This window comes from Brucella lupini, assembly GCF_002252535.1.
GTDB lineage: Bacteria > Pseudomonadota > Alphaproteobacteria > Rhizobiales > Rhizobiaceae > Brucella > Brucella anthropi.
On sequence record NZ_NNRN01000053.1, the window covers coordinates 127,640 to 141,917 of the forward strand.

Genomic DNA, 14,278 nt, shown 5'->3' on the forward strand with positions numbered 1-14,278 from the left:
ATGAACATATGAACCTACGTAGGAACTGATAACACAAATTAACGGTCTTGCAACCTGTTTCTGCGTAGGTTACGTAATTTGTGAACAGGAAGGACAATCCGATGTCGGATAAGCCGAAGCAGGAAGAGCAGAAGACTGAGCGTTTCAATATGTTTATGTCGCCGTCTGAGATGAAGGCGATTGATGATTGGGCTTGGGAAAATAAAATTCGGTCGAAATCGGAGGCCGTGAGAAGGTTATGTCAAATCGGAATAGCTGCCGATGAACATTTCATCCCCATGGCCAACGGGTATGTCGATGTTTTTAATGCTGCCCTTGAGGTAGCCGAGCAGACTGATAATGAAGCCGATGCGATCAAGATATTTGATAGCGTATCAAAGATAGCCGAGGCATTCACTCGTATGCGTGGCGCTATTTTGTCGATGAAAGGCAACGAAGAAATTGAAAAGTCGTTGATAGAAATCGAGGAATATAGAAACGCTTGCGACACGCAAAATTTAAGCCCAACTCAAGCAATGCTATCCCTCTGGAAGTCGAATAAAAGAAAAAGCGAAAAGTGAGACTAAGCGAAATCACATATGCAATGATTGCATATGCCGTTCGATCTTATCGGCAATCGTGTCCGCTTTCTACATGTTCGACAACATGAAGCCGCCTGCTGAGAAATGGAAGGATGAAGAATGAAAGGCCACATCCGCGAACGCTCGCCCGGTAAGTGGGCAATTGTGCTTGACGTTCCCGATCCTGAAACTGGTCAGCGCCGTCGCAAGTGGCATACCTTCCACGGCAACAAGCGCGAGGCTCAGGTAGAGTGTGCGAGGTTGATCTCGGAAATTAAGGGCGGTGTCTATATCAATCCAGACAAAACGACAGTCGCAGAATACCTCAAGCGGTGGCTTGATCATGTGAAGCCCAGCGTGTCGAACAAAACGCATGAGCGATACGCTGAGCTTTGCGACCAGAAGCTGATACCTGCACTCGGAAACACTATTCTGAATAAGCTCGAAACTGAGCGCATCGACAGCGCGCTTTCGAAGGCGATGGTATCTGGTCGCCATGATGGGAAGGGTGGTCTATCTCCCACAACCGTGAGACATATGCGTCGCGTTCTGGTCATGGCTCTCAAACAGGCCATTGTGTGGAAGTTGCTTTCGAGTAATCCCGCTGAAATGTCCAAGGCTCCAAAGATCAATCGAAAGCCAATGGCCGCGTATGACGCCAACCAGACAGCGATTTTGCTTGAAGCGGTCGAGGGTAAGCGGTTGCACATTCCGGTGTTGCTGGCGGTGATGTGCGGCTTGAGGCGAGGGGAGATTGCCGCACTCAGATGGAAGCACGTGGATTTCGTTGGATCGCGTCTGATGGTCATCGAAAGCGCAGAGCAGACGAATAAGGAAACCCACTACAAAGAGCCAAAATCGGGCAAGGGACGCGTTGTCGATCTTCCTGCCTCGGTCGCAGCCACATTGCAGTCACATCGCGCCAAGCAGGCAGAGAACTTATTGCTGCTTGGAATACGCCTGACCGACGATAACTTCATTGTTGCCGACCATGAGGGTAAACCGCTCCAGCCCAGAGCGCTGACTGACGCATGGCAGGACTTGATAAAGGGTCTCGACCTTCCCCGCATTCGTTTCCACGACCTCCGGCATACCCACGCCACGCAATTGCTTGCCGCTGGCGTCCATCCGAAGATTGCCAGCGAACGGCTCGGCCATTCAACAATCGGGATCACGCTTGACCTGTATTCGCATGTCATGCCGGGGATGCAGGCCAATGCCGCCGCCCAGATTGACGCCATGATCAGTAATGCGGTAGCAAAGAAGGGAAAATAGAAATGGTAGCAAATGGGTAGCAAAACGAAGCTTCCGGCTACTGCCAAAACGGAAATTATGTAATAAAAACAATATCTGGAAGGGATGCATGCCCGGTGGCATGTCCGGACTTCAAATCCGGGAGGGGCCGATAGACGGTCTTTGGTGGGTTCGACTCCCATTCTCTTCCGCCAAACGGCTTTTGAAGTCATCTTGATCGTACGATGCTCAGCACATTGCGAACCACCTCGTCTTGAAGCGGGCGCTGCTTTTCGATGTTGAAATGGCCGATATCCTTCATGCCTGAGAAGTCGCGATTGTTGAGGTTGCCCTTGAAACGGGGACCGGCGGCGAGCGGCAGACCCCAGCCATGCTGCTTGAAATAGAAGTTCACGACACGCTTTATATTACCGGGCAGCGGGGCAGGCGCGGTGGCCGCAAAGGTGGCCATATAAGTGACCTGAATGCCCTTCTTTTCAAGCGCGGTTGCAATGTCGATGACGGCATTGGCACCGAGCGAATGGCCGATCAGTACCACGGGTGCGCGTGGGTTCTTTCGCTGATCGGCGAGTATCCGGTTCAGCACGAAACGCCAGGCCTGATGCCCCTCGACATGCGCATCCACTCCGTTGGCCTGCAACTGCTTGCCGATCTCATCGATGCCAGTGGAGAAGACGTCCCCGAAACCGCGCAGAAGATAGACATCGGCTTCCGGCGAGATTCTGGAAGACGTTTTCGGCGCTGCCTGTGCCGGGCTGCCGTAGAGCGCAAATGCAGCCCCCGCAAACAGCAGGCCGCGACGGGTCAAGGATTTCGGACGGAAATTGTTCGGCTTTGAAGTCATCTTCGATTACTCGTTGGAGCACGTTCGAGAACGATGAAACGACTTTGAACGCGATATACTGGAACAGGTATCTAGAGCGCCGATCCGTTTCAGCCAAATCACTAGAACTTGATTTTTGGAAAGACACGGCCTGTTCGGCTTGCATATTCGTCATAGGATGTGCCGAATGTCGCACGCATCATCGCCTCCTCGTGATCGACCCGATAGAAATAGAGGATAGCGACGCCGACAAGGCCAGCCAGACCGGCAAACCAGTTCGGTAGCAGGCAGAATTGGGCAATCGCCCACAGCCAGAATGACAGATACATCGGATGACGGACATATTTGTAAAGCCCGTCCGTCACCAGCTTGTGCTCGCGGCGGATTTCAAGCGAGACGGACCAGTTCTTGCCCAACTGGCGATGGCTTGCATAGAAAAGCCAGAGGAATGCGATCTCGACAATCAGACCGATCCAAGCCAGCCATGGCTGGAAAGCATAGTCAGCAAAGGCGGGAAAGCCGGTTGCGACATAGACAATAGGGATCAGCGACAGGCCGACGCTCGCCGCACCCAGCGCCAGCCGATCGGCCAGCGTTTTTGCATTGTTCGCAACCTTGATCTTTCGCGCGCGCCTCTGATGCGGAATGCGGATAACGACCCAGGCAACAAGCCCTATAGCCCAGACGATTGCGGCCAGTGTCGGTGTCATTCGGCAATAGTTTCCTTCTTTGGCAGGGCACCGATTATTCGGTCATCTGTTCGAGCCCGGAGCGAGATCGGCCCACAGCAAATCTGAAAGAAATCATACCAATAGGGCATCGTATTTCCGAATACATATTGATAGTGCACGCGAAAAAGGTTCCGTTTTACACGCTTGTAGATTTCCGGCTGCAGCATTTCCTTCATCCGCACAGTCTTTGTGACAGGAAAGGGCCGCTGCGGCTCCCGCTTCAGGCCCATTTCGGCTACCGGATCGGTCTTGTAGAAATTGATCGCATCGGTCAGGCACTGGATTTCCACCCAGTCGATCTTGCCGTCGTCCACGAGCCGTTGCACGCCTTCGCGAAAGTGTCCGCCTGCAGGGTGATAGCCTGCCTTGAGCGCGGTTGAACCAAGCGTGAGGACCGTCACTTTGGGCGCGCGGCTGCTGAACTCCGGATCGATGGCAAGGCAGCGCGCGGCAACGTCCAGCATCAGCATGCCGCCGGTGCTGTGGCCTATCAGAATGACTTCGTCGTAATGTTTTGCCGTGATGCGCTCGACGATACCGGCTGCAAAGCGCTGCATCAGCGATTCGGCATCCTGCCGCCGCCCCCGAATGAAATTGAGCGAAAACGACCATAGGTCCATCAGATGGTTGGTTGACCACCGCTTGCCGAGAACGGTGAGCGCTGCGGAAAAAACCACCAGACCGAGGAGCCAGCTGACGGCGCCCAGCCATTGCACAGTCCATCGCGCCACGGCATAGCCTGCTACTGCAAACAAAGCGAGCACAAGAAACGGGTAGAGGAAATAGAGCCCGAAGCGCCAGGCCTTGGTAAAGAAGCGAAAGGCTGTGCCGGTTACGACGAAATCGCCGAAAGCGACAAGATATTTGGCCAGCCTGACAGGCAGGGGGCGGTCGAAATCCGCCAGCACTATTCTGTCCAGAACGAGAAAATTAAAGTCGGTTTCGGTGTCCCAATCGTCGTCAGCAGGAACCGTTTTGATCGACACGGAGCCGATTTCGCAATCAGGCGAGATGCTGACATCCGAAACATCGGAACGAACGCCCCAGAGTGCCTCGAACCTTTTGATTTCTCTATTCAATCGTCCGAAAAACGCCTTGGGCGTTTTAGGGTCATAGCCGCCAATGAAGAAGACAGCGCGTCGTCGAACCGGTTGCTTCATGCGCAAACCGTAGTTTGGGGGTTTCTGATTGTCGAGATCATTGCCGGTCCTCCCCAAACAAATATGTTTGAACTTGCTCGCTTATCTCATGTCGACGAGACCGCGCCTTATTGCTTCACGGGTTGCCTCGGCGCGAGAAGAGACGCTCAGCTTTTGATAGATGGCCTTCACATAGTCGCTGACTGTATGTTCCGATAGTCCAAGTTTGCGGGCGATTTCACCATTTTTGTGCCCGTCCCCGATCTCCTTCAGCACTTCGGTTTCCCGGCGCGAAAGATGGATGAACTCGCCTTCCAGTTCCATTGCCGCCGGATGGGCGGATATGGCTTTCACCCGAGCGACCAGATTGAGCCTGGCGCGGATCGTGAGGATAAGAACGTCGAAATCGATTGGCTTGGTCAGATAATCGTCAGCGCCTGCTTCTCTGCCGGTCAGCTCGTGGCTGCGGTCGGCAAGAGCAGTCAGGAACAGAAATGGTGTTCCGGCTAGGTCGGAGCGGGCGCCGCGAATCTGTTCCAGAAACTGCAGGCCGTTGGTGCCGGGCATCAATATATCGCAGATGATGATGTCAGGCGTCGTCGTGTCCAGTACGCGCATCGCCTCGATCGCGTTTGCCGCGCCGACAGCGTTGAAACCCGAAGTGCTCAGTTCATCGATCAGTTCTTCCAGAATATGGGCTTCATCCTCGATGCAGAGGACGGTCGGCATGGGGAGGGTTTCAGGTAGTCGCATGCGGGGCCACCTTTGGTAGGGTCAGAATGAACACCGTACCTTGTCCTTCAACCGAAGTGAAGACAAGCGTTCCGCCGTGTAATTCGGCCAAAGCGCGCGACAGGCTGAGACCAAGGCCGGTGCCTGCCATGTGCGATGCATTGCTGGCGCGGAAAAAGCGCGTGAATATGCGGTAGGTATCCTCTGCCGGTATGCCGATACCGTAATCGCGGACGATGCATCTGAACCCGTTTTCGTCTTCTTCGGTGGTCACCTCGATGGGCTTGTCGGCAGGGGAGTATTTGGTGGCATTGCCAAGCAGGTTGACCAGAATCTGCTCGACCAGAATGCCGTCGCAATAACAGAAGGTCTCGCTGTCCTGAATGTTTGTGACCAGCTCCAGCTCCGGATGCAACTCCTGATGATAGGCGCAGGTATTGCGGACCAGTTCCGAGAAATCGACTGGTTGCCGGTTGATCTGAAATCCGTTCTCATCAAGACGTTCCGCATTGGCGGTACTCTCCAGAAGCAGGATCAGGCGGCGGCTGGCGTTCCGCATCCGCTTTGCCTTGTCGACGATGATTTCGGGCGTGAACTCGTCGGCGCGACGGATGAAACGCTGGGCGATGATGTCGATGATCGATACGGGTGTGCGGAACTGGTGAGACACCGTGGTGATGAAACTCTTGTAGAGTTCTTTGGCCTTGCGTTCACTCTCCAGTGCCTCGCGCAGGGCGGCGGTGCGGTCAGCGACGGTGTGTTCCAGTTGCTGCTTGTATTCCTGCAACGCCTTGTGGGCGCGTTCGGCCTTGCGCATGTTGGAAAATACCTGCCATGACAGAATGGCGCCAGTGGCCATGATGCCCAGTACCGCGAACATGATCAGATAGATCGACTGCAATTGCTGGTCGCGCTGCGCGCCGCCGCGGTCACGCTCCAGTATCATCGCATCATTGGCAACTTTGGTCAGTTCCTCGCGCATGGGAACCAGCGCTTCATAGATGGCAATCGGATCGAATTTGTCAGGCTCCGCATCGATCATCGCCTCGATCTCGGGAAGCCGGTCCGCATTGCGCTGGATGGTTTGGGCGCCGCCCGGAATGCGGGCGAAATATTTCTTCTGCGGGGCATCGGCCAGCAGCGCAAAACGGCTGTAGAGAACGTCGAGACGGAGTGAGAGATCGGCGGTGTTGGTGTTGCCGCTTGGCAGGGTCAGCGCGGTTTCGCCGAGACGCCCGGCGTCACGCTCGGTCTGGGTGATGGCCCAGACCATGTTTTCGCCGACATAGGTAGCGAGCGATTTCTGGATGACGAGAAGCTGAATGAAAGCATAAGCGAGCAGGGCCGCAAACCCCACCATGACTAGGCCGGAAAGAATGTAGCCCCGCTTTAATCTCATTTCACCTCGATCTGCTTCAGCTGCCATGCCCAGCGGTGATCATAGCGCGAATCGTTCAGTTCCTCATGCTGGTCGCGCGGGTAGACGATCCAGTATGGCCCCTTGTCTCGCCGGTTCAACTCCTTGCCGTTCATCTTGTGCGCGACAAGGACGTCGTATTTATAGGCGTCTTCCAGCGGAATGCTGATGCTGTAATCGTTGAGCGCAAGCACCGTAATCGAGTGGCTGCCTGCCTCTGTTCCGTCGACACCCACCGTCGCCAGCACATCGCGCAGCAATACGCCGTCGAAGTTCTGCGGCCCTTCGGTCCATGCGGTGTTGGTTTGCAAGCTGTTCTGCGGCAGTTTCGTGAAATCATCGCTGCTCAGCACGCGCGTCGTTCCATTCGGAGCGACAATAGTCAGCGTGATGGTTGCCGCAGCGGGTGGTGCGGCATCAGCCGGGCCAGTGAAATGGATGACTTGGCAGATGGCGAAAAGCGCGATCAGTGCTCTGAACGCCAGAAGACGCTGGAAAGCGAACATCCAGTTTGCACATGACACGTGAGGCATCTCCAGAAGCGAAAAATTGCGAATGTATCCAAGCTTAAACGGGAGGACGCGCGCAATTTCAAGATTCTCTTGAGTTTGCCGAGCGAAATTCCCCTTCAAAAGCGATAATTCACACATAACACTAAAAAATTTTGGTCCAATTCCAAATAAATATCAAACTGATTCACGAAATTTTTTAATCTCTACCGGCGGTTACACGTCAGTTTTGGATAAAATGGTTGGTTTTTCTTTGTGAACTATCCCCCTGAATAGGGGAATTGTTTTTCGCTACTAGAGCGTTCACTAAATAATCGCCGGCCTGTTGGGGCTTAGGAGGCTGGCGCAAAAATTGGGCGGGGGCTGCTTATCGACCGCGGGGAGTCGGGGTCGATAGGCAGCCAACCAGTCCGGATAGCGCGGAAGCGGCGATAACGGTTACTCTCGGAGCGATGCGTTTCGAGCTACGAATAAAAACCGATCCTGCAATCATTGTTGCTTTCCGGGAAGAATGGCCGACTGGCATCTGGTCGAGCCTTGTGAACCTGCCGTTCGGGTTCCTCGATCAGAGCGAGCTTGCACCTCTTTCGCGTCCTTCATCTGGAGGGCGCGCTTTTTTTTGGCGTTTCGCTGAAGCGCAAAATGTTTTTTTTGGTCATGCTTCGCGAATTCTCGGTTGTGCGCTGCTGCATCTATTGGTTGCAAGTACATCGGGGCGCGCTATCGAATAAACCCAATATTACTCGCAGAAAATTGTAGTTTCATCTTTTGTTTCTGCAATTCGCAATGTAAAAGCGAAAATGCGCGTTCGCGTCGTTCAGTAAAATCTATGCACTGCTGGCGGATATCCGGGGGGATTCACATGAAAGGCGTATTGCGTCACAAATCCATACTGTTGATGACGACGGCAGTGGCCAGTTTGTGCGCGGCATCTTCCGCGCACGCGGCATGCTCAGCCAACGGGACGGTAGTGACCTGTTCAGGTGCTGCAAATCCATTGGCACCCAACTACTTGAACGCTGATGACAATCTGAATGTCACTGTATTATCCGGTGCCAGCGTAGGTGTGCTTCTGGGTCTTGGTGGCGACACGATGAGGCTTACAGGCGGCAACCTCACTGTCACGAATAACGGTACAATCGATCCCGCTCTTCTGGGGCAATTGAGTATTGTGTCTTCTGGACTTGTGGTCGGTAATTTCGATTCCAGTGTTAACAAGATCACCAATAACGGTTCGCTGTATGGTGTTAGGAGCACGTCATCTGATCCCACCCAAGGTCTGGCGCTTATGGTGAAGAGCGGCAGCGGCGGCGGCGTCAACATTACCAATAATCATACGATTGGAGCCAAGCCTGTTTCGGGGACAACAATAAATCCGGCTGACGCAGGTGTAGTTGCGGTCTATGGCGGCGGGCAGGTCAATTTCGAGAATTTCGGAACCATCACTGGGCGCATCGGGTTTGGCGCTTCGGCATCAGGTAACACATTTACAAACTCCGGAACAATTGATGGCAGCGTGTCGCTGGGAGTTGGGGGCGCCAATCATTTCATCGCCAACACGGGTTCATCGGTCAATTCAGCGGGCGGCACTGAGGGGGCTGTAGCCGTTAGCGTGCCCGAAGGCAATTTCGGTTACGCCCGAACGGGATATGTCGATGGCGGAGCCGGTGGGAACAATACGCTAACCCTTCAGCAAGCCGGATCATCAGCTGGCACAATCGACGTCAGCCGGTACATCAATTTCAACCTGCTCAATGCTCGAAGCGGGTCCTGGCTGATATCAGGGGCATCGAGTGCCTCCAGTGCCAGCATTGGCGCCAGCGCTATTGTAACTATCGATAGTGCTGTATCTCTGGGTATTGGCCAGATTACATTTTCTGGCGGGCATATAATGTCGGCGGTCCCGGCATTGATGCTTCCCAATGATATTGTCGCCGGAGCTGGGGGGATGAACGTCGGCGGCGTGAATGACCTCATTTTGAGTGGCGTCATTTCTGGTGGCGGCTCGCTTAAGAAGAACGGCAACAGCACGCTCACTCTCAACGGCTCCAATACTTTCAGCGGTGGCACAGATCTTGTTGCAGGCAAAATAGTGGCCAGCAACAACCTCGCATTTGGAAGCGGCAGCATTACCGTCAGCGGGAATGCCAGACTTGACGGCAGTGTATCTCTTGATATCTCAAACCGTATAAATCTGATTAGTGGTGCAACGCTTGCAGTTAATGGCTCCAACGCCATGACCTTGAGCGGCGTGGTTTCAGGTAGCGGTGGACTGACGAAGAACGGCGCCGCCTCACTGAGGCTGAATGGTCCCAACACCTATAGTGGCGACACGACGATCAATGCAGGTACACTGGTGCTGGGCGCCGGTGGATCGCTTGCAAGCAGCGGCGCGATGAACCTCGCAGGCGCAGGTGCAAGTTTGGATATCAGTCAGGCCAGTTCGTCCGGATCGATTGGAGTGCTTGCCGGAACGGCAGGAACCCAGATCAGCCTGGGAGCGAACTCCCTGACATTAGGTGGTGCCGCAAACGCCACATTCGGCGGAACGATCGGCGGCATGGGCGGAATCACGAAAACGGGGTGGGGCACGCAGACACTCACCGGCCACAACTCTTATACTGGCGGCACGACGATCTATGCAGGCACACTGGCACTTGGAGGTGGTGGATCGCTTGTGGCAGGCGGCTCTGTAAATCTCGGCTCAGCAGGCGCCGGTTTCGATATTAGTGCAGCAGGCAGCCAAACCATCGGCGCATTGAGCGGTGTGGCTGGATCGACCATAGCGCTCGGTGGCAACACACTGACATTCGGCGATGCGACCAATCAGACCTTTGCTGGGGCGATCAGCGGTACGGGCAGCATTGTCAAGCAAGGCAGCGGACAGCAGGTTTTCAACGGCGTCAGCACCTATGCCGGATTTACCAGTGTCATGGCTGGCAGTCTCATCATCGGAGATACAAGAGGCACGAGTGCATCGATTGCGGGCAATGTTACGGTTGGTGCAGGCGCAACAATTGGCGGGCATGGTCGCATTGGTGGTGATTTGACCCTCGCCTCGGGTAGTCATTTAAGCCCTGGCGCCAGCATCGGAACACTGACAGTCGACGGCAATCTCACCGTGGGGCAGGGCAGCCAGCTTGATTTCGAGTTTGGAGCGCCGGGTATAAATTTCGCGACTTTCGGTCAGGGCGACAGTGTCAGGGTCCGAGGCGATCTGACCGTAAACGCTTCTGTCCTCAATGTCATCAACGGCGGTGGCATGGGGCCGGGTCTATACAATCTGTTCAGCTATGGTGGGGCTCTCAGTTTCAATGGCGGTGGGTTCTTTCCGCCTGCGGGAAGTGCTATCCAAATTCTCACCGGTACCAAGCAGATCAATCTGGTCAACATGACCCCCGGGGTCGAACTCAATTTCTGGAATGCAAACGGCCTGGCGGGTCCCTCCCAGATGGGCGGCGGCTCTGGTACGTGGTCCGTTGCCAACGCGAATTGGACGGATAGTCAGGGCAGTTTTACGGGGCCTATGACTCCGCAACCGGGTTTTGCAATATTCGGTGGAGCGTCGGGCACCGTCACGGTTGATGACAACGCCGGGACGGTTGGCGCGCTTGGAATGCAGTTTGCCAGCGACGGCTATCGGCTAGACGGCGATATTCTGATCCTTCAGAGCCAGAGCGCGACAATGCCTGAAATTCGCGTGGGTGACGGTTCGGCCGCAAGCGCAAACTGGACTGCAACCATCGACACCGTTATCGCTGGTATAGACGGTATCACCAAGACCGGCGCGGGGACACTCGTTCTCAATGCCAGCAATCTCTATAGCGGCGGCACACGGATCAGCGCCGGCACACTTTCTGTATCGAACGACAGCAATATGAGCTTTGTCAGCGATGGCCTCATCCTTGATGGCGGAACGCTGCGGATTACGGGAACAGGGTTCTCGCAAACAGCCCGCAGCGTGACCATGACTGGCAATGGCGGTGGCTTTGACATTGCCGACGCTGCGGCACGCTTTACGGTGTCGCAGGCTCTTTCGGGCAGCGGCGCTCTGGTCAAATCCGGCGACGGAACCTTGGTGCTGTCAGGCGCAAACAGCTATAGCGGCGGCACGCTTGTCAACGGCGGCACCTTGCTGGGTAACACGGAAAGCCTGCAGGGCAATATCATCAACAATGCGCGACTCGTCTTCGACCAGCAGAGCGACGGCGCATTTGCAGGCGATCTGTCCGGCACTGGCACATTTGTCAAATCGGGCGGTGGCAAATTGGTCCTTTCGGGTGCCAACAGCTACAGCGGCGGCACGCTTGTCAGCGGCGGCACCTTGCTGGGCGATACGGCAAGCCTGCAGGGCAATATCACCAACAATGCGCAGCTTGTCTTCGATCAGCAGAGCAATGGCATTTTCACAGGTAGCCTTTCCGGTAGCGGAAGCCTTGTGAAGCAGGGTTCGGGCATGCTGGTTTTCAACGGCAACGGTGCAGGTTTTGCCGGTTCCACAGTCGTCGAAAACGGTATGCTCAAGGTCGGCGATGCCGACCCTTCCGCTGCGGTTCTGGGTGGCGATGTCACCATCGGGACAGGCGGCACCTTGCGCGGTCACGGCGTCATTCTCGGGTCGGTAACCAATCAGGGCATCTTGCGTCCGGGCGGTTCCGTCGGAGCGCTGACCATCAATGGCAATCTGGTGCAGACGGTAAACAGCGTCCTGCAGATCGACACCACACCTGCGGGAGAGGCCAGCAAGCTCGTGGTCGGCGGTTCTGCGCAGCTTGCGGGTGGTCTTTCGATCATTGGCGAAAATGGCAGTTGGTCACCGCAGACCAACTATACGATCCTGACTTCAGCGGGTGGCATCAGCGGGACCTTTGCGACCATCGACAGCAATCTGGCATTCCTGACGCCGAGCCTGACTTATGGCGCGACAACACTCGATCTCCGTCTTGACCGCAACGACACCAGCTTTGCCAGCGTCGGCGAGACGCGCAACCAGAAAGCGGTGGCGGGCGCTGCCGACAGGCTGGGCCGTGGCGAGGTTTACAATGCGCTCGTCAGCTTGAGTGCTGCCGAAGCGCGGGCAGGTTTCGACGCCTTGTCGGGCGAAATCCATGCCAGCGTCAAAGGCGCTCTGATTGATGAAAGCCGGTTTGCACGTCACGCCATCGGCGACCGTTTGCGCGCTTCGTTCGATGCAAATTGCAAGGCGGGCAATCCGGTGTGGACCGGCAAAGGCAGCGCCGGAGCCTACGGTCAGGCCTGTGCCAATACCGCCGATGCGGCCTTCTGGCTGCAAGGTTATGGCGCTTGGGGCTCCAACGATGGCGACGGCAATGCTGCCAAACTTTCCGGTTCTGCAGGCGGTGTTTTCATCGGTACCGACATTCCGGTCGGCAGCTGGCGTACCGGTCTGATGGCGGGCTATGGCAATTCTTCCTTCGATGCGGATGACCGCTTTTCAAGCGCCGATGTAGACTCCTATACGCTGGGTGCCTACGCCGGAACTGTGATCGAAAAGGTTGGTGCAGGCGATATCGGGCTTCGTTTCGGAGCAACCCATAGCTGGTACAATATCGACACCGGGCGTTCGATTTCCTTTGCCGGCTTCAAAGCGGTGGAAGAAACTTCGTATGATGCACAGGCGCTGCAATTGTTCGGCGAGGCCGGATACAAGATGAAGGCCGGTCGCGCGAGCTTCGAGCCTTTTGCCAATCTGGCCTATGTGCGGCTTCATACTGACGGTTATGATGGGGATGGCGTCGCTGGCCTTCACAGTGACAGCGACAATAGCGATGTCACCTATACGACGCTGGGTCTCAGAGCCGCGACGGATCTGACACTTGGCGGTATCGCCTCGACATTGCACGCAACGCTTGGCTGGCAACACGCGGCGGGTGACATCACACCCGTTGCCCGTCATGCCTTCGCCGGTTCGGAACCCTTCAGCGTGGCAGGTGTGCCGATTGCCGAAGACGCAGCCCTGATCGAGGCAGGGTTGAACTTCCAGTTCAGTGAAAATGCTTCACTCGCTGCTGGTTACAAGGGGCAATTCGGTGATGGAGCGGTGCGGAATGGCTTCAACGCTTCGTTCAACGTGAAGTTCTAAAGCGGTTCCAATTAAACTGAATCATGGAACCGCTCTATCTATTTATTTTTACGCATTATCCTGCGCAAAACCGCTTCGCACTTTTGCTGGAAATGCTCCTATAAAAATTTGTGACGATGGTTGCTTATGGCAACCATCGTCACAAATGAAGATATGGCAGTTCAGCTTCAAACATTCCGGCAGCTATTTCTGTTCCGGTGCCGTTGTCTGAATGCTTGCAGTTGTCTGAGGCTTCTCCATCTTCGTGGAGGATTGAGCATTATGATAAGTGCAGTCTGCCATCGCAGCTGTAACCGACAGAGCGAGGACAGCTGTAGTCACGAATACGACTTTCATGTCTGTCTCCCTTCAGTTTGGGTGTGGCATTGCAACGGCAAGTTTAGCAGAGCGGGATCGCCCTGTCGCATCACATTGTCCCGGAATATCTTCTGCCATATTTTGGCCATGATTTAGTCGGGCGTTCGCCGTAATTTCCGTCGGGAAAACGCAACGCTTCTGCTCGTAAAAACGCATCTGGCGCGAAAATCGCGCCAAATCATGGTTATGCCTTAATGTGTTTTTGGGGGCGGTCAGGAGGTGCAGCGGCTCACCACTGCCCGCTTGCCACCCATGGACAGGAACGAGATATGCAGCGACTGGCCGACAGGTGAAATAGTGATGTTTTCGTTCGACTGTTGACCGTTAGCGGTGCAGGACATGGCGACGGTAAACGTGCCTTCGTAATTGTTGATCCGTGTTACGGAGCACTGGCTGTCGCGGCTGTCAAAACGCTCGCCGGAAATGGAGAACCGCTGGCCATCGGAGCTGCACCAGTTGCCGGTGATGGGTGCCGGATCGACAGGCCGTTTTGCAGGAGCGGCACTTGCCGACGGGCCGGGCGTTGTTTCGGAACACGCTGTTAGCGCAGTGACAACAAGGGCGAGGGCAAGCAAACCGGACTTTTGCAACAATCTTCTCCTTCATGCATCGAACAAGCTCCCTGTTAAGAAACAGATTCGGGCGATATCGCG

At 55.2% G+C, this 14,278-nt stretch carries 11 protein-coding genes and 1 tRNA gene; 5 read left to right on the top strand and 7 right to left on the bottom strand.

Annotated features, from left to right (window positions below; translation table 11 throughout):
* Nucleotides 1-101 precede the first annotated feature (101 nt).
* The 3 genes from CES86_RS17510 to CES86_RS17520 all read left to right on the top strand — a co-directional run bounded on the left by CES86_RS17510 (nt 102) and on the right by CES86_RS17520 (nt 2,008).
* Nucleotides 102-560 carry a hypothetical protein gene (locus tag CES86_RS17510; protein WP_094515034.1) on the top strand — a complete coding sequence of 153 codons (459 nt, stop codon included), beginning with the start codon at nt 102-104 and terminating at the stop codon, nt 558-560.
* Nucleotides 561-680: 120 nt separating this feature from the next.
* A complete protein-coding gene (locus CES86_RS17515) occupies nt 681-1,835 on the top strand; it encodes a site-specific integrase (RefSeq protein WP_094515035.1) in 1,155 nt (384 codons plus the stop codon).
* A gap of 77 nt (nt 1,836-1,912) precedes the next feature.
* Nucleotides 1,913-2,008, top strand: a tRNA-Sec gene (locus CES86_RS17520).
* Between the two features lie 14 nt (nt 2,009-2,022).
* On the opposite strand, the gene CES86_RS17525 is transcribed toward CES86_RS17520, so the two are convergent.
* The 6 genes from CES86_RS17525 to CES86_RS17550 all read right to left on the bottom strand — a co-directional run bounded on the left by CES86_RS17525 (nt 2,023) and on the right by CES86_RS17550 (nt 7,189).
* A complete protein-coding gene (locus CES86_RS17525; RefSeq protein ID WP_081861794.1) occupies nt 2,023-2,658 on the bottom strand; it encodes an alpha/beta hydrolase family protein in 636 nt (211 codons plus the stop codon).
* A gap of 101 nt (nt 2,659-2,759) precedes the next feature.
* Nucleotides 2,760-3,347: a protein-S-isoprenylcysteine O-methyltransferase gene (locus tag CES86_RS17530; RefSeq protein WP_029928176.1), complete on the bottom strand. Its 588-nt coding sequence runs from the start codon at nt 3,345-3,347 to the stop codon at nt 2,760-2,762.
* Nucleotides 3,344-4,528 (bottom strand): hypothetical protein, encoded by a 1,185-nt coding sequence (locus tag CES86_RS17535; RefSeq protein ID WP_029928174.1) that lies wholly within the window; start codon nt 4,526-4,528, stop codon nt 3,344-3,346. The genes CES86_RS17530 and CES86_RS17535 overlap by 4 nt, the downstream gene beginning before the upstream one ends.
* 81 nt (nt 4,529-4,609) lie before the next feature.
* Nucleotides 4,610-5,260 (bottom strand): response regulator transcription factor, encoded by a 651-nt coding sequence (locus CES86_RS17540; RefSeq protein WP_029928172.1) that lies wholly within the window; start codon nt 5,258-5,260, stop codon nt 4,610-4,612.
* A complete protein-coding gene (locus tag CES86_RS17545; RefSeq protein ID WP_029928170.1) occupies nt 5,247-6,638 on the bottom strand; it encodes a sensor histidine kinase in 1,392 nt (463 codons plus the stop codon). Before CES86_RS17545 ends, CES86_RS17540 begins: the two co-directional genes overlap by 14 nt.
* Nucleotides 6,635-7,189: a molybdopterin-dependent oxidoreductase gene (locus CES86_RS17550; protein WP_235691851.1), complete on the bottom strand. Its 555-nt coding sequence runs from the start codon at nt 7,187-7,189 to the stop codon at nt 6,635-6,637. The genes CES86_RS17545 and CES86_RS17550 overlap by 4 nt, the downstream gene beginning before the upstream one ends.
* Nucleotides 7,190-7,617: 428 nt before the next feature.
* Here CES86_RS17550 and CES86_RS17555 point away from each other — a divergent pair, with 428 nt between their 5' ends.
* Together CES86_RS17555 and CES86_RS17560 are read left to right on the top strand one after the other, a co-directional pair.
* Nucleotides 7,618-7,896, top strand: coding sequence for a hypothetical protein (locus CES86_RS17555; protein ID WP_029928168.1), 279 nt, complete (start codon nt 7,618-7,620; stop codon nt 7,894-7,896).
* A gap of 266 nt (nt 7,897-8,162) precedes the next feature.
* Nucleotides 8,163-13,268, top strand: coding sequence for an autotransporter domain-containing protein (locus tag CES86_RS17560; protein ID WP_167387126.1), 5,106 nt, complete (start codon nt 8,163-8,165; stop codon nt 13,266-13,268).
* A 569-nt stretch (nt 13,269-13,837) separates the two neighbouring features.
* Here CES86_RS17560 and CES86_RS17565 read toward each other — a convergent pair.
* Entirely contained in the window at nt 13,838-14,215 is a 378-nt protein-coding gene (locus CES86_RS17565; protein ID WP_029928164.1) for a hypothetical protein, read from the bottom strand.
* Nucleotides 14,216-14,278: the final 63 nt, after the last annotated feature.